This window comes from Streptomyces sp. VTCC 41912, from assembly GCF_045799175.1.
GTDB lineage: Bacteria > Actinomycetota > Actinomycetes > Streptomycetales > Streptomycetaceae > Streptomyces > Streptomyces albulus_C.
The window spans coordinates 29444-48299 of sequence record NZ_JBJMAB010000041.1; the positions used below are offsets into that span (position 1 = coordinate 29444).

An 18856-nucleotide genomic window follows, 5' to 3' on the forward strand; every position below is an offset into this window, starting at 1 on the left:
TGTCCGGCTCGGTCCGTCGATCAGTACGCCTTCGAGACTACGCGATGGGTACGACGGTGAGGAGACGTGAGAAGCACGAGGTGGGCGGGGTGGCGTCGTAGTTCTCTACGATGCCACCCCACCCGTGCCCTGTACGGACGACTCAGTGCGCGCCGGTGCCGGTCAGGGAGCGGACCTCCAGTTCGGCGTACTTGGCGGCGTCCGGTGCCTCCCGGGAGAGGAGGGAGCCGAGCCAGCCGAGCAGGAAGCCCAGGGGGATGGAGATCAGGCCCGGATTCTCCAGGGGGAACACCGCGAAGTCGGCGCCGGGGAACATCGAGGTCTCCTTGCCGGAGACGACGGGCGAGAAGAGGACGAGGAGGACGGAGGAGAGCAGGCCGCCGTAGATGGACCAGAGGGCGCCCTGGGTGGTGAAGCGCTTCCAGAAGAGGCTGTAGAGGAGGGTGGGGAGGTTGGCGGAGGCGGCGACCGCGAAGGCGAGCGCCACCAGGCCGGCGACGTTCAGGCTGCGGGCGAAGACGCCGAGGACGATGGCGATCGCGCCGATGCCGACGGTCGCCCAGCGGGCCGCGCCGACCTCTTCCTTCTCGGTGGCCCGCCCCTTGCGCAGGACGTTGACGTAGAGGTCGTGGGCGAAGGAGGAGGACGAGGCGAGGGTGAGGCCGGCGACCACCGCGAGGATGGTGGCGAAGGCGACGGCGGAGATGACGGCGAGCAGGATGGCGCCGCCGGTGGAGCCCGCGCCGCCGCCGATCTCCTGGGCGAGCAGCGGGGCGGCGGTGTTGCCCGCCTTGTTGGAGGCGGTGATGGTGGCCGGCTTCAGGAGGGCCGCGGCGCCGAAGCCGAGGGCCAGGGTCATCAGGTAGAAGACGCCGATGATGCCGATCGCCCAGTTCACCGACTTCCGGGCGGCCTTGGCGGTGGGGACCGTGTAGAAGCGGATGAGGATGTGCGGCAGGCCGGCGGTGCCCAGGACGAGGGCGAGGCCGAGCGAGATGAAGTCGATCTTCGAGGTGGCGGTGGCGCCGTACTTGAGGCCCGGTTCCAGGAAGGCGGAGCCCTTGCCGCTGTTCTCGGCGGCGGCGCCGAGCAGGGCGGAGAGGTTGAAGTGGAACCGCCACGCCACCAGGAAGGTGATCAGCAGGGTGCCGGCGATCAGGAGGACCGCCTTGACCATCTGGACCCAGGTGGTGCCCTTCATGCCGCCGATGGTGACGTAGAGGATCATCACGATGCCGACCAGGACGACGACGAGGATCTTGCCCGCTTCGCTGGTGATGCCCAGGAGCAGGGTCACCAGGGCGCCGGCGCCGGCCATCTGCGCGAGCAGGTAGAAGATCGACACGACGATGGTGGAGGTGCCTGCGGCGGTCCGGACGGGGCGTTGGCGCATCCGGTAGGCGAGGACGTCGCCCATGGTGAAGCGGCCGGAGTTGCGCAGGGGTTCGGCGACCAGGAGGAGCGCGACGAGCCAGGCGACGAGGAAGCCGATGGAGTAGAGGAAGCCGTCGTAGCCGAAGAGGGCGATGGCGCCGGCGATGCCGAGGAAGGACGCGGCGGACATGTAGTCGCCGGAGATGGCCAGGCCGTTCTGGAAGCCGCTGAACTGCCGTCCGCCGGCGTAGAAGTCGTCCGCGCCCTTGGTCTGCCGGCCGGCCCAGACGGTGAGGCCGAGGGTGGCGGCGACGAAGACGGCGAAGAGGGTGACGATCAGGGTGCGGTGCTCGCCGGCGCCGCCGGCGGCGAGGTGCTGGGTGAGGTTCATGCGCCGGCCTCCTGCACGCCGGCCTGCTCGGGGCCGTCCTTGGGGGCGTCCTTGGGGGCGTCCTTGGGGGCGTCCTTGGGGGCGTCGGCCGCGCGGACCGGGGCCGGCGGGGTGGCGGCGGTGCCCTCCAGGCGGGCCTTGATGGCCTCGGCCCGGGGGTCGAGCCGGGCGGCGGCGTGCCGGGAGTACCACCAGGCGATCAGGAAGGTGGTGGCGAACTGGGCGATGCCGAGGACGAAGGCGACGTTGAGGTGGCCCGCGACCTTGGTGGCCATGAAGGCGCCGGCGTAGCTCGACAGCAGCACGTAGCCGAGGTACCAGAGGATGAAGGCGAGGGTGAGCGGGAAGGCGAACGAGCGGTGGGCGCTGCGGAGTTCGGCGAACTCCGGGCTCGACTGGACCTGTCGGTAGTCGGGCGGGTCGTGCTGTCCCGGGTCGGCGTTGGGTGCGGTGATCACGGGTCTCCTGACGCTCGGTGAGCTGGTGCGGGGCCGACGATAAGCCCTGGATAAGTGACGTGGATCACGCATCGTAGGGCGGTCGGACCCGATGCGACAGACGATGGATGGTTGAAATCCTGAAGAAATCGGGGGAATGGGCGCACCGGCCGCCACCGGTCGGGCGACGCTTCGTTAGCCGGTCATGACCCCGCCGCCCCCGCAGGACCCGCCTGCGCACGCCCCGCGTCGGCGCCCGTACGGCAGCGTCCCCCTGTCCGCGCCGATCGCCGCCGCCCCGTCGCGGCCGCGCCCGGGGGCGGACGCCCGGCGCTGGTACGGCCCGCGGATCCCGCTGCCGCCGCTGAGCATGGGCACCCTGCGGCCGCGCGACGGAGCGGGGCGGCGGGACTGAGCGTACGGACCCGCTCCGGCACGCGCCCATACCCGAAGCGACGTCTGATTGCCCGTCAATTTGCCGCTCCTATGAGGTTTTCCCTGCATTCCATTGCTGTGCGTCGGTGATCGCCGATAGCTTCACCTGTCATGCACCCGCCCGTGCGCGCCCCGCGCACGGGCGGTCCGACGGATGAGGTGGAGTACCCATGGCACGTCCCCTTGCACATCCCCGGAACAGACGCCTGCGGGCCCTGGCCGTCCCGCTCGGGCTGGCGCTGACCGCCACGACCGGGTTCCTCCCGGACGCGGCCGGCGCCGCGCCACCGGACAGCGGCCCGCTGCTGTCGTACGTCGTGAACACCGCCCCCGGCCACGCCACGGTCGACGCAGTCGAGCGGGCCATCGACCGGGCCGGCGGCAAGGTGATCACCGCCCACGAGCGGATAGGCGTGATCGTCGCCCATGCGGCCAACCCCCGGTTCGCCGCCACCCTGCGGACCGTGCCCGGCGTGCAGTCGGCGGGCGCGACCCGCACCGCGCCGCTCAAGCAGTCCGGCACCACCGACGTCGGCAGGCCGCAGAAGATCACCGCGGCCCAGCTCGCGGCGGCGCAACGGACCGCGAAGGCCACCGGCGAGGAGCCGCTGGAGCCGCTCCAGTGGGACATCCCCGCCATCGGGGCCGACCGGGCCGCGAAGGTGAACCCGGGCAGCCGCAAGGTGACCGTCGGGGTCATCGACACCGGCGTGGACGACACCCACCCGGACCTCAAACCGAACTTCTCCGCCCGGCAGTCGGCCAACTGCGTGGGCGGGGTCCCCGACACCTCACCGGGGGCCTGGCGGCCCTACGACCCGGTCGAGGACGCCCACGGCACGCACGTGGCGGGCACCATCGCCGCGGCCCGCAACGGCATCGGCGTGGCCGGCGTCGCACCGGGCGTGAAGGTCTCCGCCATCAAGGTGAGCGAGCCCAAGACCAGCCTGTTCTACGCGGAGAGCGTGGTGTGCGCCTTCGTCTTCGCGGCCGACCACGGCATCCAGGTCACCAACAACAGCTATTACGTGGACCCGTGGATGTTCAACTGCAAGGACGACGCCGATCAGGCGGCCATCGTTGACGCGGTCGGCCGGGCGGCGAAGTACGCGCAGGACAAGGGCGTGGTCAACGTCGCGGCGGCGGGCAACGCCAACGCCGACCTCGCGGCCGACAAGCTCACCGACACCGGCAGCCCCAACGACTCCACGCCGGTCAACCGCACCCTCAGCCCCAAGACCTGCTGGGACGTGCCGACCCAGCTGCCCGGGACGGTGACGGTCGCGGCGACCGGATCGCACCGCCTGAAGTCCGGCTACTCCAACTACGGCCTGGGACAGGTCGACGTGGCCGCGCCCGGCGGCGACACCAAGCAGGTGCCGGACCTGCCGGCCAAGAACGGCAACGTGCTCTCCACCATCCCCGGTGGCGACTGGGCCTTCTACGCCGGCACGTCGATGGCCTCCCCGCACGTCGCGGGCGTCGCGGCGCTCCTGAAGAGCACCCACCCGAAGGCCAGCGCGCAGGAGATCCAGTGGCTGCTCAAGCAGCAGGCCGACAACCCCGGGTGCCCGGCGGGTGACGCCACCTGCACCGGCACCCCGCGGGTCAACAGCCACTTCGGCTACGGGATCGTCAACGCGCTGAAGGCGGTGCAGTAGCCGCCGGGACCGCCTCCCGCCCCGCCCGTCGCCCCGCCCCGCCCGCCCGCCGGTCACACCGTGCGCCCCAGAAACGCCGCGAGCCGGTCCGCCGCGGTGGCGCCGGGCGGGGCGGGGCACCGCGGCGCGAACGAGCCGCCCTCGGTGCGCGGTGCGGCCCCGTACATCCGGTGCGCCGCCGCCAGGGTCTCCTCGGCGACCTCCGGGGCCAGCCCGGTCGGGGCGCCCAGAGCCCGCGCCAAGTCCCAGCCGTGGGCGAGGAGTTCGACCACCACCTGTTGGACGAGCAGGGCGCCGGGCGCCTCGTAGGGGCCGAAGGTGCGGGCGAGCATGCCGCTGCCGCGGAAGGCGGCGAGCGCGGCGGTCGTGGCGTCCTCGAAGGCGGCGCGGGGGTCGTGGCCCACGTGGTCGGCGGTGTGGTCGGTGCGCGGCGCCCCCTCGGCGATCGAGGTGACCATCAGGCTCTCCCACACCAGGTGGTCGAGCAGCTGCCGGACGGTCCAGTCGGCGCACGGGGTGGGGCGGGCGAGGTCCGCGGGGCGGACGCCCTCGACCAGTGCGCCGACGGCCCGGGCGACCCGCTCGTAGGCGTACAGCACCCGCTCCGGGTCGGGGGCGACGAAGGCGGTGCGGTCCACCCGCACGGGGGTGCGGTGGGCGCGCAGGGCGGCGGCGGTCCAGGTGCCGGCGGTGTCCCAACGCGGCGGGGCGGGGCGGCCGGTGGCGGTACACAGCAGCCGCCAGTAGCGCTCGACGAGCGGTTCGGCGGCGGTCCGGAGCTGTTCCAGCAGCCGGGTCCGGGCGGCCGGGCCGTCCTCGGCGGGCGGGTCCGGGGTGCCGGCCTGGGTGGGGAGCCAGGCGGCCACCAGTTCGGCGACGAGCGGTGCGGCGGCCGGCGAGTCCGGGGCGATGCCGTCCGCGACGGCGGACTCGGCGAGGGTGCGCATCAAGGTGGCGACGCGCCGGGCGGCGTCGGCGTCCGCCGCCGGGTCACCGTCGGCGGGTGGCGCGCTGCGGGCGCTGTAGGCGGCCAACCGGCGCAGGGCGGCGCGGAGTTCGGGGTCGCGGACCAGGTCGGCCAACTCGATCCAGGCGTGCAGCTGCTCGGGGGTGGGGTCGTCGGGCAGGTCGGGGGTGGCGGCCAGCAGGCCGCTGCGATAGGCGGGCGCGGGGACGCCGTCCAGGGCGTCGTCGACGAACGCGGCGAGGATCCGGCGGCGTTCCTCGGCGGACAGGCGGGCGAGTCGGGTCATCCCGGGGAGTTCCTCTGCGGTGCTGCCCCGCGCGGCCACGGCCCGCAGGACGGCGCGCCGGGAGCGCAGCGCGGCGATCTGCGCGTCCAGGACGTCCGCCGAGCGCTCCGCCGTGTCGGCGAGGGTGCGTTCGCGGTGCAGGACGGCGCGGATCGCGGCGGTGCCGACGCCCAGGTCGCGCAGGCTGCGCACGATCTCCAGGCGGGCCGGGGCGTCCGGTCCGTAGAGGCGGTAGCCCGCGGGGGTGCGGGCGGCGGGCGGCAGCAGGTCCTGGTCCGACCAATTCCTGATGGTCTTGACGGAGACGCCGGTCAGGCGCGACAGGGCGCCGATCGACAGCAGTTCCGTGCCGTCCTCGTACATGCCCCCACCTTCGGGTCTCCCCCGGGGGGAGACTCAAGGGGCACGGTACGCGACCGCCGGGCGCGGCACCGGGGAGACCGGGTCCCGCGGGCCGGCCGCGGCCGCCAACACCCCGATGGTGAGGGCGCATTGGGCGGCCGTGTAGGTGAGCATGATCCAGAACTGCGGGGCGGGCAGCTGCGGCCACCGGGCGATGCCGCCGGCGATCAGGGAGTCGGAGAGCAGGAAGAGCAGCCCGCCGACGGCGGCCCAGGGGGCCGTCCGGAGCGCGCCGAACGCCATCACGGTGAGCAGCAGGCTGTATCCGGCGACCGGGATCCGCAGGTCGGCGGGGAGGTCCGGCCACAGCAGGACCACGGTGACGACCAGGGCCGCCGCGTACAGCCCGGCGGCGCCGGCGGTGCGCGCCCGGCGCCGTCCGGTGCCCGCGGCGGGCCCGCCGGCGCGTCCCCGGCGGCCGTGCCGGGCGAACAGCACCAGGTAGCAGAGGTGGCCGGCGGCGAACGACGCCATGCCGACGAGGAACGCGGTGCCGCCGCCGATCTGGAGGAAGGTGTCGCCGCCGCAGCCGAACAGCAGCGCCCCGGCGAGCAGCGGCGGTCCGCCGCGCAGCAGGACGTGGGCGGCGAGCAGCGGCATCAGGGCCGGTTTGGTGAGGTGCACGACGGTGTCGGCCAGGGCCGCGGGGCCGCTGCCGGGCGCGGCGCCGGCGTGCGCCACCAGGGCGGCGAGGTGGCCGGCGCCCAGGACGGCGAAGACCAGCAGCAGGGCCCGGGCGGCGCGGGGCCGGGGCGCGGGCGCCCTCACGCGGCGGGCTCCCCCACGGCGGGCGCGGCGGCACCGGCGCGGTCCGCGGCCGGGCGCGCGCCGGCCGGCTCACCGGCCCGCTCGGCCGCGGTGGCGGCTTCGGCGGCTTCGGCGGCTTCGGCGGCCAGTGCGGCCCGGACCCGGGCCGGCTGCCAGCCCGGTCCGCGGAACACCCGCCCGACGCGCTCGCTCCAGCTCTCGGCGGCCCGGATGTCGCGGGCGATGGCGGCGTACTCGTGGGTGGCGACCCGCAGCGGGTTGAAGGTGTTGATGTTCTTGGTGAGGCCGTAGACGGGCCGCTCGGTCTCGGGGACGAACGAGCCGAACATCCGGTCCCAGACAATCAGGATCCCGCCGAAGTTGCGGTCCAGGTAGCCGCCTTGGGAGGCGTGGTGGACGCGGTGGTGGGAGGGCGTGTTGAACGCGAACTCAAGAGGGCGGGGCAGGGTGCCGATCCGCTCGGTGTGGACCCAGAACTGGTAGACGAGGTTGGCGCCGGAGGTGAAGGCGATCACGGCCGGGTGCACGCCGAGCGCGACCAGCGGCACGTAGAACGGCCAGACCGTCCACGTCGTCCAGGGCTGCCGCAGTGCGGTGGTGAGGTTGAACTTCTCGCTGGAGTGGTGGACCACGTGGCAGGCCCACAGGACCCGGATGACGTGGTGGCCGCGGTGCGACCAGTAGTAGAAGAAGTCCTGGGCGAGCAGCATCAGGAGCAGCGTCCACCACAGGACGGGCAGGCGCAGCGGGGTCAGTTCGTAGACCGCGGCGTAGATCGCCACGATCGGGATCTTCCACAGCGCGTCGAAGACCAGGCTGCCCAGCCCCATGCCGACGCTGGTGGCGGCGTCCTTCGCCGTGTAGCCCTCGGCGTCGTCGTCGGGGTGCAGGCGGTAGCTCACCATCTCCACGACGGTGAGCAGGACGAAGGCGGGTACGGACCACAACACGACATCGGGCAGGTGCGGCATGCCCCGCACCATAAAGGCGCCGACGGGCGTCCCGCTAGAGGTTGTTACTGAGAAGTATGTAAGACGTGGCGTCAGCTTCGGGGCGCGGACGTACCGGCGGTAGCCCCGGGCGGTCGCGCGGCACCCACCGGGGGTGGCGGATGCCGCGCGGCCGGGGCCTCACCAGATCCGTACCGAGGCCCCCGGCGCGAAGGCCGGGCTGGTGGCGTCGGGCGGGGGTGCGGTGAGGGGTTCGGCGAGTTCGGCGGTGGTCGGGCCGCAGCGGGCGGCGACCCGGGCCAGCGCGGTGGGGTCGAAGCCGTAGACGCGAGCCGCGTTGCCGCCGACCATGGCGGCGACCTCGGCGGGCGGGACACCGGCGTAGGCGGCGCGCAGGCCCTGCCGGGAGTACGGGTGAGTGCCCTCGTCGTGGGGGTAGTCGCTGCCCCACATGATCTTGTCGAGGCCGATCCGGTGGCGCAGCGGGACCTCGTGGGGGCGCATGAAGCTGGCGCCGACATAGCAGTTGGCGCGCCAGATCTCGGTGGGGGTGCGGTCCAGGGAGGCGGCCAGGCCGGCGCCGAAGCGGGATTCCGCGGTGTCGGCGCGGGCCCCGGCGGCGACCAGGCGGCCGTGGTAGTAGTCCAGCATGTCCAGGACGCCGGGGATCCAGCCGGAGCCCTGCTCGGTGAGGACGAGGGTCAGCCCCGGGTGGCGGGTGAAGACCCCGCCGAAGATCAGGTGCCACAGGGCGCGATGGGAGAACCAGGTCGTCTCGACCATGAACACCGCCCGGGCGGCCGGTTCGTCGCCGAGCGGCGGGGAGGCCGAACCGGCGTGGTGGTTGACGGGGACGCCGAGCTCGGCGCAGACCGCCCACAGCGGGTCGTAGTACGGGGAGTGGAGTTCCGGCAGGCCCGATCCGGGTGGGGTGCCGGGGAGCATGATGCCGCCGGTCAGGCCGGCCTCCTTGGTCCGCCGGACCTCGCGGACCGCCTCCGCCACGTCGTTGAGGAGGATCTGGGCGACGCCCGCGCGGCGCCCGGGGGCCTCGGCGCAGAAGTCCGCGAGCCACCGGTTGTGGGCGCGCAGCCCGGCCCAGCGCAGGTCGAAGTCGGTGCCGGTGGGTGCCGGTGCCATCAGGGACGCGCTGGGGAAGAACGGCGGGATGGTGTTGGGGAAGACGACCTCGGCGACGATGCCGTCGGCCTCCTGCTCGGCCAGGCGGCGGGCGGAGTTCCAGTTGCGGTCGGCGGTGTCGGCGAGCAGGTCCTCGTGCGGGTTGACGTAGGTGGCGGCCCAGGCGTCGAACTCCTCGTGGTGGCGGGCCGGGAGGTAGGACCGGTAGTCGAGGAGGTCGGCGCCGGCGTGGCAGTCGGCGGAGATGACGGTGTAGCGGGGCGCGTCGGCGGTGGCGCCGGTCGCGGCGGCGGGGTCAGGCACGGGTCACCCCCACGTGCGGGAAGTCCTGTCCGGTCAGCCAGTGGCGGCCGGTCTCGCGGGCGGGGCGCCAGGCCGCCTCGACCGCGCTCTGGTCGGCCGGTTGGCCGAGTTCCGCCGGGGTGGGGCCGATGCGGCGGGCGTGCGGGGCGAGCCGGTCCGGGTCGAAGCCGAACACCTCGACGGCGGAGGTGCCGAGGATGCGCCGGGTCTCGGTCACGGGGATGTCGTGGAAGGTGTTCGCCAGCCACTCCCGGGTGCGCGGCCAGGTGCCCTCCGGGTGCGGGAAGTCGCTGCCCCACAGGATGTTGTCGACGCCGATCTCGTAGCGCTGGGCCAGTTCGCGGCGTTTGGTGTTGGTGGCGCAGACGAAGACGTTGCGGTCGAGGTACTCGTGCGGGGGGCGGCGCAGCCCGGCGAACGGGGACAGCTTCTTGCCGCCGTGCGCGCCCAGGTAGAGCCGGTCCATGAACCACAGCAGGTTCGGCAGCCACCAGCAGCCGGACTCGGCGACGCCGAACCTGAGGCCGGGGTGGCGCTCGAAGACCCCGGACCAGAGCAGGAACCACAGCGGGCGGGCCGGCCACCAGGTCACCTCGGTGACGAAGATGCCGAGGTGGTCGCCGTACTCCTCGCGCGGCGCGGCGCCGGAGTGCGTGACGACCGGCATGCCGGCCTCGGCCGCGGCGGCCCACACCGGGTCGTAGCGCCGGTCGTGGTAGGGCGCGCCGGCGCCCCACATGGCGGGCACCATCAAGGCCCCCAGCCCGTCGGCGCGGGCCCGGTGGACCTCGGCGACGACGGTGTCGACCTCGCCGGTGACGGGTAACAGCGCGACGCCGCAGTGGCGTTCGGGATCGGTGGCGCAGAACTCCGCGAGCCAGCGGTTGTGGGCCCGGGCGCCGGCCATGCCCAGCTCCGGGTCCTGGTCACCGGTCAGGCCCAGGCCGACGCCGAAGGGCGCGGCGGTCGAGCTGTCCACGGCGTCGGCGTCCGGGAAGACGACCTCGGCGGCCACCCCGTCGCCGTCGAGTTCCTTGGCGCGTTGCGCCGGGTCCCAGCCGCCGCGCAGCCCTTCCTGGTGCTCCTCGAACCACTGGGTGGCGAAGGTCTCGTTGCGGACGCCGAGCCGGGTCATGGCCGCGCGCCGGGCGTCCCGGCCGGCGAGGAAGTCGTCGAAGGCCCGGTGGAAGCGGCGCTCCAGGTAGGGGCGGTACTCCTCGGTGGGCAGTCCGGCGTGGCAGTCGGAGGAGACGATCAGGTACGGGTCCCGGGGGTCGGGGTCGGCCGGGGGGCCGTCGTGCGGGGCGCGGTGTGCCGTGGTGGTGCCCTGGTACGGGTCGCTCATGGCGGTCCCTCACTCGTCGTCGAGGATGAAGTGCTCCAGGTACGTGGGGGCGGCGCGGTCGAGTTGGGACCGCGAGCGCGCCCGGATCTGTGCGTCGGTGTGGTCGCTGGGCGGCAGCATCCAGAAGCGGCCGGCCCGGATGCCGTCGACGACCTGTTCGGCGACGGCCTCCACGGGCGTGAAGGCCACCTCCTGCCCGGCCGCCCGCACGGCCGCCTCCCACTCGGCGAGGCTGCGGTACGGCGTCCTGCGGGGCCGGGACTTGGCGTGCCGCGCGGGCCGGTTGCGGTGCGACTCCCACAGGCCGGTGCGGAGCATGTGCGGTCCGGGGAAGAGCACCGACGCCCCGATGGGCGCGCCCTCGGCCGCCAGGTGCGCGTACAGCGATTCGGTGAGCGTCACGACGGCGGCCTTGGTGACGGCGTAGACCGAGGCGGTGGGCAGCGGCGCGATCCCGCCGTCGGTGGACGAGGTGTTGACGACGTGGCCGGGCTCCCCGGAGGCCAGCATCCGGGGCAGGAAGCACTGGACGCCGTGGAAGACGCCCCAGACGTTGACCTCGAACGCCCACCGCCAGTCGGCGGGGTCGTGCTCCCACATCCGGCCCTCGGCGCCGGAGCCCACCCCGGCGTTGTTGCACAGCACGTGGACGGCGCCGAAGGTCTCGTAGGCGGCACCGGCCAGCGCCTCGACGTCCGCCCGGACACCGACGTCCACGGTGCGGACCAGCAACTCGGCTCCGTCCGCGGCCAGTTCCTCGGCGGCGGCCCGCAGCGGCGCCTCCTCGACGTCGGCGAGGACGACCTTCAGCCCCTCGGCGGCGAAGCGGCCGGCCAGCGCCCGGCCGATGCCGCTCGCGGCCCCGGTGACCACCGCGACCTGCCCGGCCCGCAGTTCCATCAGGCGCTCCCTTCCGGTGGGGCGTCGTGGACCTGCCCGGGGTCGTCGTAGCGCTGGTGGACGTAGGGCAGCAGGTCCTCGGCCCGGACCCGTGCGACGACCTCGCCTCTCTGGTCGGAGGTCTTCTCGCCGAGGGTGATCCCGAGGAGGGTGTGCACCGGGAGGTCGGCGACCGGGTCGTACATCGACTCGCGCAGCACCACGTCGCCGGTGATCCGCTCCAGGCGGCGGACCTTCTCGGTGCGCCGGCAGTGCACCAGGAGCGGGTCGCCGTCGAAGCCCGAACCGTCCACCGCCGGCAGGAACTTGAAGTAGAAGTCGGTCCGCGCCTCCGGCTCCGGGAGCGGCAGCGGGCCGCTGACCGCGCCGCGCACCTCGACGAAGGCGATGCCGTGCCGGGCGAGCGCGGCGCGCACGGTCAGGCCGTCCCGGGCGACGGTGACCTCGCCCAGCTTCTTGGGCTCGCCGAAGACCTCGCGGCCGCCGGTCAGCGCCCGCTCGTGGGTCATCGGCATCACCAGCGGGTACCAGCCCTCGGTGCCGTCGTGGGCGGCCGCGACCGCGACCGACCCGGCGCCCAGCGGATAGCCGGGCAGGTTGACGGAGCTGATGGTGGCCCGGACCAGCGGGCGGCCGGTGGGGGCGAGCGGCGGCGGGAGAACGGCCGCGACCGCCTCCGGGTCGGTTTCCCACAGGGCCACCACGCCGGTGGACCAGATGTCGGGGAGCCGGGCGCCGGCGGTCCGGGTCGCGGCGATCTCCGCGTCGGTGCGGGCTCCGTAACGCATGCGTGCCATGGCGTACCACCCTTCGTCGACGTGACGCGCGGGGGTCGTGCGCGACGTCTGTAACACAGTTACACCGCCGCCGATGAAGGGTAAAGAGGCATGCGACAAACGGAGTTGGGCGATAGTGGGGGCCATGACACGTACCGCGCTGACCGGTGAGGAAGTGCTGGCGGCGGCCGCCCGGCTGGTCCGGACGCACGGGCCGGCGGCCCTGACCATGCGCCGGCTCGCCACCGAGCTCGGCACCGCCGTCACCTCCATCTACTGGCACGTCGGCAACCGCGAGTCCCTCCTGGACGCGCTGGTGGCCCACACCCTCCAGGAGATGGGCGAGATCCGGCCCACCGGGGACACGCCCCGGACGCGCATCACCTCGGTGGCCCGCGCGTTGCGCACCGCGCTGGGCGAGCGCCCGCACCTGATCGCGATGGTGCACGAACGCGGGCTGACCGAGCGGATGTTCCTGCCGGCCCAACAGGCCCTGGTCCACGAGGTGCACGCGGCCGGGCTGCGCGGCGAACTGGCCGCCGAGGCGGTGCGCGCCGTGCAGTTCCTGGTCGTCGGCTCGGTCCTGGTGGAGCGCAACCGCGCCCGCTCCCCCGCACAGCACCCCAGCGAGCGCGAGCTGTGGGACGCCCCGACGGCCGGCCGGGATCCGGCCCTGGCCCGTGCCCTGGCCGCCCCGGCCGACGCCGAACGCCTCTTCCTGGTCTCCCTGGAGGCGTTGGTCGACTCCCTCCTCAAACCCGGACGAAGCGGAACATAACCACGGCATGTACGGGCCGCCCGGCGGCGGGCCGGCGCGCCGCCCGGCCCCGACGGCGCGCGGCGTCCGGACCGGACGCGCCCCCGGCGATGCGGTGGCTGTCGGTCCCGGCCCGTATCCTCAATGACCATGCTCGAAGACCGCAGCGCAGCCGCCCCCTCGATCGCGCCGAAGATCGGCCGGCAGCCGGGCCCGCAGACGCCGCCGGCCGATTGGCCGGCCGGGTACCCCCGGGGATACGCGGTGGTCGACGTCGAGACCACCGGCCTGGCCCGCGACGACCGGATCATCTCCGCCGCCGTCTACCAACTCGACGCCCACGGCGAGTTCCAGGACTCCTGGTACACCCTCGTCAATCCGCAGCGCGACCCCGGCCCGGTCTGGATCCACGGTCTGACGAGCGAGGTACTGGCCGACGCGCCGCTCTTCCCGGAGGTCGTGCCGGAGCTGTCGGCCCGGCTGGCGGACCGGGTGCTGGTCGCGCACAACGCCATGTTCGACTGGTCGATGCTGGCCCGGGAGTACGCCCGCGCCGCGGCCGTCGCCCCCGTGCGCCAACGGCTGTGCACCATCGCGCTCTCCAAGGAACTGGGCCTGCCGCTGCCCAACCACAAGCTGGAGTCCCTGGCCGCCCACTTCGGCGTCGTGCAGGAACGCGCCCACCACGCCCTGGACGACGCCCGGGTGCTGGCCGAGGCGTTCCGCCCCAGCCTGCACCGGGCCGCGCGGGCGCAGGTCCGACTGCCGCTGCTGACCTGCCAGCCCCTGACGGAGTGGTCCGACGCCCCCGCCCCCCGCGCGCACCCCACCGGTTCGTCCTACCGCCCCACCTCGTGGCGGCCGGCCCGCAAGCGCCCGGCCTGCCCGTACCCCAACCCGGGGCGCTACGAGCCCGGCGGCCGGCTCGTCCAGGGCATGCGGGTCGCCTTCTCGGGAGACACCTCCGTCGACCGCGACCTGTTGGAGGACCGGGCGATCGAGGCCGGACTGCACGTCGCGACGAGCGTGTCCCGCCTGACCAGCCTGCTGGTGACCAACGACCCGGACGCCCACACCTCCAAGACGGTCAAGGCCGCCGCGTTCGGCACGGCCGTCATCGACGAGGCGGCTTTCATGCAGTTGCTGCGGGACGTGGCACCGGCCGCGTCGGCGTCCGGGTGAAGCCCGGCCAACACACCCGCGAGCGCCTCGCTCAGTAGCCGCCCCACCCGCACCCTGTGGCGCATGGCACGTTGTGAGGTCTGCGGAAACGAATACGGCATGACGTTCGAGGTGCACGCGCAGGGCGCGGTGCACGTCTTCGACTGCTTCGCCTGCGCGATCCACCGCATGGCACCGATCTGCGAACACTGCCGGGTGCAGGTCATCGGGCAGGGCGTGGAGGCCGACGGGAGCTGGTACTGCGGTGCGCACTGCGCCCGCTCGGCGGGGCGGGTGGGCATCGTCGACCGGGTCTGACCGGATGGGGACCGGGGCGCACGACGGCGCTCCGCGGCCCCGGCCGGGCCTCGGGTGCACCCCGCGGGGGACCCGAGGACAGGGCTCCCAGGGACGCGGGGTACCGTCGCAGCCGTGTACCGCTTCCTGTTGACCCGGCAGTGGGTGATCCTCACCCTCCTGGGACTCGTCCTGATCCCCGTCATGATCAAGCTGGGGTTCTGGCAGTTCCACCGCCATCAGCACAAGGTCGCGCAGAACGCGCAGATCGCGCGCAACCTCGCCGCCACCCCGGTCCCGGTGACCGAGCTCGCCGCGGTCGGCCGGACGCTGCCGCAGGGCGACATGTGGCGCCGGGTCACCGCCACCGGCACGTACGACACCGCGCACGAGGTCGTCGTCCGCCAGCGCACCGCCGCCGACGAGCAGACCATCGGCTACTACGTCCTGACGCCGCTGGTCCTGGCCGACGGCAAGGCCGTCGTCGTCAACCGCGGCTGGATCCCGGCCGGCGACGACCTCACCAAGTTCCCGCACGTCCCGGCCGCACCCACGGGGACCCTCACGGTCACCGGCCGGATGATGGTCGACGAGACCACCGCGGTCAGCGGGATCAAGGACACCAAGGGCCTGCCGCCCCGCCAGGTCATGCTGATCAACAGCAGGCAGCAGGCGAAGCGGGTGGGCCGACCGATGCTCGGCGGCTACATCGAGCAGACCGCGCCCCAGACCAAGGACAACTCCCCCGAGCTGGTGCCCGAACCGGACCACGACTCCATCGGCCCGCACATGGCGTACGCGGTCCAGTGGTGGCTGTTCGCGGCGGCGGTGCCGGTCGGCTGGGTCGTCCTGGTGCGTCGGGAGCGCCGCGACCGGCTGACCGCCGCGGCCCGGGAAACAGCGGCGGCCGAGCAGCCGGAACCAACCGAACAGGCCGGGCAGGTTTCCGCGCCGGCGGACCCCGATGACGGCGACGGCGGTAAGGCCGCGGACGCCGCAGCCACCGGAGCCGTCGACGGGGAACCGGTAGCCCGTACGGCCGCCGCCCCCGACTAACCCGCCCGCCGCGCGGGAAAGGCCGCGGAGTGCACCCACGCATCGAGGACTACGCGCTCATCGGCGACCTGCAGACCGCCGCGCTCGTCGGCCGGAACGGCTCCATCGACTGGCTGTGCCTGCCCCGCTTCGACTCCCCCGCCTGCTTCGCCGCCCTCGTCGGCGACCAGGACAACGGCCACTGGACCCTGGCGCCACGGGCCGCCGGCGCCCGCGCGCAACGCGCCTACCGCGGGGACTCGCTGATCCTCGACACCGTCTGGGAGACCGAGGAGGGCAGCGTCCGGGTCACCGACTTCATGCCGCAGCGCGACCACATGCCCGACGTCGTGCGGGTGGTCGAGGGACTGCGCGGCCGGGTCGAGATGCGGAGCGTGCTGCGACTGCGGTTCGACTACGGGCGGGTGGTGCCCTGGGTACGCGCCACCGAGGGCTGCCGGGTCGCGGTCGCCGGCCCGGACTCCGTGTGGCTGCGCACCCCGTCCGCGAGCACCACCTACGGCGAGGACTTCAGCACCCGCTCCGACTTCGCCGTCGCGGCCGGCGAACGCGCCGCGTTCGTGCTGACCTGGCATCCCTCGCACGAGCCCCGGCCCGAGCAGCTCGACCCGTTCGAGGCGCTGGCGGACACCGCCGAGGACTGGCAGGCGTGGTCCGCCCGGTGCCGCTACGACGGCCCGTACCGCGCCGCGGTGGTCCGTTCCCTGATCACCCTCAAGGCGCTCACCTACGCGCCCACCGGCGGGATCGTCGCGGCCCCCACCACCTCGCTGCCCGAGGAGCCGGGCGGGGTCCGCAACTGGGACTACCGCTACTGCTGGCTGCGCGACGCCAGCCTGACCCTGAACTCCCTGCTCTCGGCCGGGTACCTCGACGAGGCCGGTGCCTGGCGGGACTGGCTGCTGCGCGCGGTCGCCGGCGCCCCCGACGACCTGCAGATCATGTACGGGCTGGCCGGGGAGCGGCGGCTGCCGGAGTTCGAGGTGCCGTGGCTGTCCGGCTACCGGGACTCGCTGCCGGTGCGGATCGGCAACGCCGCCGTCGAACAGCGGCAGCTCGACGTCTACGGCGAGGTGATCGACTCGTTCCACGTCGCGCGCACCGCGGGACTGCCGGCCGAGTCGCACGCCTGGAGCATCCAACGGGCGCTGATGGACTACCTGGAGTCCACCTGGCGCGACCCCGACGAGGGCATCTGGGAGATCCGCGGCCCGCGCCGGCACTTCGTGCACTCCAAGGTCATGGCGTGGGTCGCGGCCGACCGCGCGGTCCGGGCGCTGGAGGGGCAACAGGAGCTCAGCGGGGACCTGGACCGCTGGCGGGCGATGCGCGACGAGGTGCACCGCGAGGTCTGCGCCCACGGCTACGACACCGAACGCGGCACCTTCACCCAGTTCTACGGCTCGACGGAACTGGACGCCGCGACGCTGCTCATCCCCCGGGTCGGATTCCTCCCGGGGGACGACCCGCGGGTGGTCTCCACCGTCGACACGGTGCGCCGCGAGCTGACGCACGGAGGTCTGGTACGCCGTTACAGCACCGAGGGCGAGTCGGTGGACGGGCTGCCGGGCGACGAGGGCACCTTCCTGGTCTGCTCGTTCTGGCTGGCGGACGCCCTGTTGCTGACCGGGCGCCGGGAGGAGGCCCGGAAACTGTTCGAGCGGCTGTTGGCGCTGCGCAACGACGTGGGGCTGCTGTCCGAGGAGTATGACCCGGCCACCGCACGGCAGTTGGGCAACTTCCCGCAGGCGTTCAGCCACGTCGGCCTGGTGGGGACCGCCTTCGCGCTGCACCGCGGAGCGGGGGCAGACTAGGGCCATGGATCTTGGACTCACCGACCGGACGTACCTCGTCACCGGCGCCACCCGCGGCCTGGGCCTCGCCACCGCCCGCGCCCTGGTCGCCGACGGCGCCAATGTGGTGATCACCGGACGCACCGAGGAGGCCGCGGCCGAGGCGGCCGCCACCCTGGGCGAACGGGCCCTGGGCCGCGCCGCCGACAACGCCGACCCGACGGCCCCGGCCCGCCTGGTGGCGGCCGCCCGGGAGCGTTTCGGCGGCTTCGACGGCGTCCTCATCAGCGTGGGCGGCCCGGCGCCGGGCACCGCCGCCGACAACACCGACGACCAGTGGGAGACCGCCTTCGAGACGGTGTTCCTGGGAGCGGTGCGGTTCGCCCGCACCGCCGCCGCCGAACTGGGCGAGGGCGGCGCCATCGGCTTCGTCCTCTCCGGCTCCGTGTACGAGCCGATCGCCGGGCTGACCATCTCCAACGGCCTCCGCCCGGGCCTCGCCGGCTTCGCCAAGTCCCTCGCGGACGAGGTGGGCCCGCGCGGCATCCGCGTCGTCGGCGTCCTCCCCGGCCGGATCGCCACCGACCGGATGACCCAGCTCGACGCGCTCTCCGGCGACCCCGAGGGCTCCCGGGACCGCAACTGCGCCACCATCCCGCTGCGCCGCTACGGCGACCCCGACGAGTTCGGCCGCACCGCCGCCTTCCTCCTGTCCCCCGCCGCGTCCTACCTGACCGGCGTGATGATCCCCGTGGACGGCGGGGCCCGACGGGGCTTCTGAACACGCGCCACACGGGCGCCGGGGACCGGGCGCCGGGGACCGGGCCGCGAGCGGGACGGAACCTCCGCTCCGCTCGCTTCCCCCCTCCTCACCCGCCCACCCCCCGAAGGGGGGTGGGCGGCGGGGAAAAACCTCAGGACGGCCGGGAAGCCCCAAGGCTCGACAGAGCAAACCCTCGAACCTCAGGGAAACCCCCAGGTCAGCAGCCCCGCGCCCCCACCCGCACCCGCCCACCGCCCCACCCCGGCCCCCACCCCCGTACCCCTAGCTGACCCGTTCCGCCCGGTGGCGCACCGCCCGTAGCCGGATCTCCGTCGGCAGCCGGTCCAGGCCCGCCGAGGTGCGGGCGTGGGCCACCGCCCCGTCGGCCAGCCGGAGCACCACGGTCCCGGGGTCGGCGTGCGGGGCGAGCACCACCAGGGCGCGTACCCGGGGCTCGGTGCGGCGGCCGGTGAGGGCGATCGCCGCCCGGTCGACGCCGTCCACCGCCACCGTCTCGGCCACGAGCACGGCCTCCAACGCCCGCCCGTTCACCAACGCCCCCTCCCCGTCGCCGCTGTCGACCAGCACCGCGCCGAGCCGGCGCCGCCGCACCTGGGCGAGCAGCCACCACAGCAGCAACAGGACCAGCACCGCCAACCCGCCGATGACCACCGGCCACCACCAGCCGCGGTCGGTGAACCGGGTGCGTTGCCGCGCGGGGAGCAGAACGTCGTCCGGACTGGCCCAAGGCCAGCCGGCGGGCAGGTCGAGGTGCCACCGGGCGGGCAGGTCCAGGCCACCCAGCAGGACCAGCCCGCCGGTGCCGAGCAGCAGCAGGCCGACCACCCCGAGCAGCACCCGGTTGACGGTCGCGCGGACGGTGCGCATCGCCCG

At 74.0% G+C, this 18856-nt stretch carries 17 protein-coding genes and 1 pseudogene; 8 read left to right on the forward strand and 10 right to left on the reverse strand.

From position 1 onward, the window contains the following. Positions 1–142: 142 nt before the first annotated feature. Both ACJ6WD_RS35060 and ACJ6WD_RS35065 read right to left on the reverse strand, forming a co-directional pair. A complete protein-coding gene (locus ACJ6WD_RS35060; RefSeq protein ID WP_016573719.1) occupies positions 143–1765 on the reverse strand; it encodes a cation acetate symporter in 1623 nt (540 codons plus the stop codon). Between the two features lie 116 nt (positions 1766–1881). Next, positions 1882–2223, reverse strand: a pseudogene (locus ACJ6WD_RS35065) (DUF485 domain-containing protein); the annotation flags it as partial. Between the two features lie 184 nt (positions 2224–2407). On the opposite strand from ACJ6WD_RS35065, the gene ACJ6WD_RS35070 reads away from it, so the two are divergent. Together ACJ6WD_RS35070 and ACJ6WD_RS35075 are read left to right on the forward strand one after the other, a co-directional pair. After that, complete coding sequence (locus ACJ6WD_RS35070; RefSeq protein ID WP_233658309.1) at positions 2408–2617, forward strand: hypothetical protein; 210 nt, start codon at positions 2408–2410, stop codon at positions 2615–2617. A 190-nt stretch (positions 2618–2807) separates the two neighbouring features. Next, entirely contained in the window at positions 2808–4298 is a 1491-nt protein-coding gene (locus tag ACJ6WD_RS35075; RefSeq protein ID WP_233658307.1) for a S8 family serine peptidase, read from the forward strand. A gap of 53 nt (positions 4299–4351) precedes the next feature. Here ACJ6WD_RS35075 and ACJ6WD_RS35080 read toward each other — a convergent pair whose 3' ends face one another. The 7 genes from ACJ6WD_RS35080 to ACJ6WD_RS35110 form a co-directional block, all read right to left on the reverse strand. Further along, positions 4352–5914, reverse strand: a complete 1563-nt coding sequence (locus tag ACJ6WD_RS35080) for a TIGR03086 family metal-binding protein (protein WP_407617238.1) — start codon at positions 5912–5914, stop codon at positions 4352–4354. Positions 5915–5947: 33 nt separating this feature from the next. Beyond that, positions 5948–6721: a lysoplasmalogenase gene (locus tag ACJ6WD_RS35085; protein WP_407617239.1), complete on the reverse strand. Its 774-nt coding sequence runs from the start codon at positions 6719–6721 to the stop codon at positions 5948–5950. Continuing rightward, positions 6718–7692, reverse strand: coding sequence for a sterol desaturase family protein (locus tag ACJ6WD_RS35090; protein ID WP_407617240.1), 975 nt, complete (start codon positions 7690–7692; stop codon positions 6718–6720). Before ACJ6WD_RS35090 ends, ACJ6WD_RS35085 begins: the two co-directional genes overlap by 4 nt. Positions 7693–7851: 159 nt before the next feature. Beyond that, entirely contained in the window at positions 7852–9114 is a 1263-nt protein-coding gene (locus tag ACJ6WD_RS35095; protein WP_407617241.1) for an amidohydrolase family protein, read from the reverse strand. Then, positions 9107–10459 (reverse strand): amidohydrolase family protein, encoded by a 1353-nt coding sequence (locus ACJ6WD_RS35100; RefSeq protein ID WP_331249270.1) that lies wholly within the window; start codon positions 10457–10459, stop codon positions 9107–9109. Before ACJ6WD_RS35100 ends, ACJ6WD_RS35095 begins: the two co-directional genes overlap by 8 nt. 9 nt (positions 10460–10468) lie before the next feature. Then, complete coding sequence (locus ACJ6WD_RS35105) at positions 10469–11359, reverse strand: SDR family NAD(P)-dependent oxidoreductase (protein ID WP_016575278.1); 891 nt, start codon at positions 11357–11359, stop codon at positions 10469–10471. Beyond that, a complete protein-coding gene (locus ACJ6WD_RS35110) occupies positions 11359–12156 on the reverse strand; it encodes an acetoacetate decarboxylase family protein (RefSeq protein WP_233658299.1) in 798 nt (265 codons plus the stop codon). Before ACJ6WD_RS35110 ends, ACJ6WD_RS35105 begins: the two co-directional genes overlap by 1 nt. A 124-nt stretch (positions 12157–12280) precedes the next feature. Here ACJ6WD_RS35110 and ACJ6WD_RS35115 point away from each other — a divergent pair, with 124 nt between their 5' ends. The 6 genes from ACJ6WD_RS35115 to ACJ6WD_RS35140 all read left to right on the forward strand — a co-directional run bounded on the left by ACJ6WD_RS35115 (position 12281) and on the right by ACJ6WD_RS35140 (position 17980). After that, positions 12281–12913, forward strand: a complete 633-nt coding sequence (locus tag ACJ6WD_RS35115) for a TetR/AcrR family transcriptional regulator (RefSeq protein ID WP_016575280.1) — start codon at positions 12281–12283, stop codon at positions 12911–12913. A gap of 123 nt (positions 12914–13036) precedes the next feature. Further along, the gene (locus tag ACJ6WD_RS35120) at positions 13037–14074 is read left to right on the forward strand and encodes a DEDDh family exonuclease (RefSeq protein WP_233658297.1); all 1038 of its coding nucleotides are present in this window, start codon (positions 13037–13039) and stop codon (positions 14072–14074) included. 63 nt (positions 14075–14137) lie between these two features. Beyond that, positions 14138–14371 carry a hypothetical protein gene (locus tag ACJ6WD_RS35125; protein ID WP_016574077.1) on the forward strand — a complete coding sequence of 78 codons (234 nt, stop codon included), beginning with the start codon at positions 14138–14140 and terminating at the stop codon, positions 14369–14371. 114 nt (positions 14372–14485) lie between these two features. Continuing rightward, positions 14486–15406: an SURF1 family protein gene (locus tag ACJ6WD_RS35130; RefSeq protein WP_407617242.1), complete on the forward strand. Its 921-nt coding sequence runs from the start codon at positions 14486–14488 to the stop codon at positions 15404–15406. Positions 15407–15435: 29 nt separating this feature from the next. After that, positions 15436–17220: a glycoside hydrolase family 15 protein gene (locus ACJ6WD_RS35135; protein ID WP_376173552.1), complete on the forward strand. Its 1785-nt coding sequence runs from the start codon at positions 15436–15438 to the stop codon at positions 17218–17220. A 4-nt stretch (positions 17221–17224) separates the two neighbouring features. Further along, entirely contained in the window at positions 17225–17980 is a 756-nt protein-coding gene (locus ACJ6WD_RS35140) for an SDR family oxidoreductase (RefSeq protein ID WP_233658291.1), read from the forward strand. A 264-nt stretch (positions 17981–18244) separates the two neighbouring features. On the opposite strand, the gene amaP is transcribed toward ACJ6WD_RS35140, so the two are convergent. Then, positions 18245–18850, reverse strand: coding sequence for an alkaline shock response membrane anchor protein AmaP (amaP, locus tag ACJ6WD_RS35145; RefSeq protein ID WP_233658289.1), 606 nt, complete (start codon positions 18848–18850; stop codon positions 18245–18247). Between the last annotated feature and the right edge of the window lie 6 nt (positions 18851–18856).

Excerpts from the sequence above, each read along its gene's own strand:
- ACJ6WD_RS35060 (WP_016573719.1), bottom strand. The coding sequence starts at position 1,765 with ATGAACCTCACCCAGCACCTCGCCGCCGGCGGCGCCGGCGAGCACCGC.
- ACJ6WD_RS35070 (WP_233658309.1), top strand. The coding sequence starts at position 2,408 with ATGACCCCGCCGCCCCCGCAGGACCCGCCTGCGCACGCCCCGCGTCGG.
- ACJ6WD_RS35075 (WP_233658307.1), top strand. The coding sequence starts at position 2,808 with ATGGCACGTCCCCTTGCACATCCCCGGAACAGACGCCTGCGGGCCCTG.
- ACJ6WD_RS35080 (WP_407617238.1), bottom strand. The coding sequence starts at position 5,914 with ATGTACGAGGACGGCACGGAACTGCTGTCGATCGGCGCCCTGTCGCGC.
- ACJ6WD_RS35090 (WP_407617240.1), bottom strand. The coding sequence starts at position 7,692 with ATGCCGCACCTGCCCGATGTCGTGTTGTGGTCCGTACCCGCCTTCGTC.
- ACJ6WD_RS35100 (WP_331249270.1), bottom strand. The coding sequence starts at position 10,459 with ATGAGCGACCCGTACCAGGGCACCACCACGGCACACCGCGCCCCGCAC.
- ACJ6WD_RS35105 (WP_016575278.1), bottom strand. The coding sequence starts at position 11,359 with ATGGAACTGCGGGCCGGGCAGGTCGCGGTGGTCACCGGGGCCGCGAGC.
- ACJ6WD_RS35110 (WP_233658299.1), bottom strand. The coding sequence starts at position 12,156 with ATGGCACGCATGCGTTACGGAGCCCGCACCGACGCGGAGATCGCCGCG.
- ACJ6WD_RS35115 (WP_016575280.1), top strand. The coding sequence starts at position 12,281 with ATGACACGTACCGCGCTGACCGGTGAGGAAGTGCTGGCGGCGGCCGCC.
- ACJ6WD_RS35120 (WP_233658297.1), top strand. The coding sequence starts at position 13,037 with ATGACCATGCTCGAAGACCGCAGCGCAGCCGCCCCCTCGATCGCGCCG.
- ACJ6WD_RS35125 (WP_016574077.1), top strand. The coding sequence starts at position 14,138 with ATGGCACGTTGTGAGGTCTGCGGAAACGAATACGGCATGACGTTCGAG.
- ACJ6WD_RS35140 (WP_233658291.1), top strand. The coding sequence starts at position 17,225 with ATGGATCTTGGACTCACCGACCGGACGTACCTCGTCACCGGCGCCACC.
- amaP (WP_233658289.1), bottom strand. The coding sequence starts at position 18,850 with ATGCGCACCGTCCGCGCGACCGTCAACCGGGTGCTGCTCGGGGTGGTC.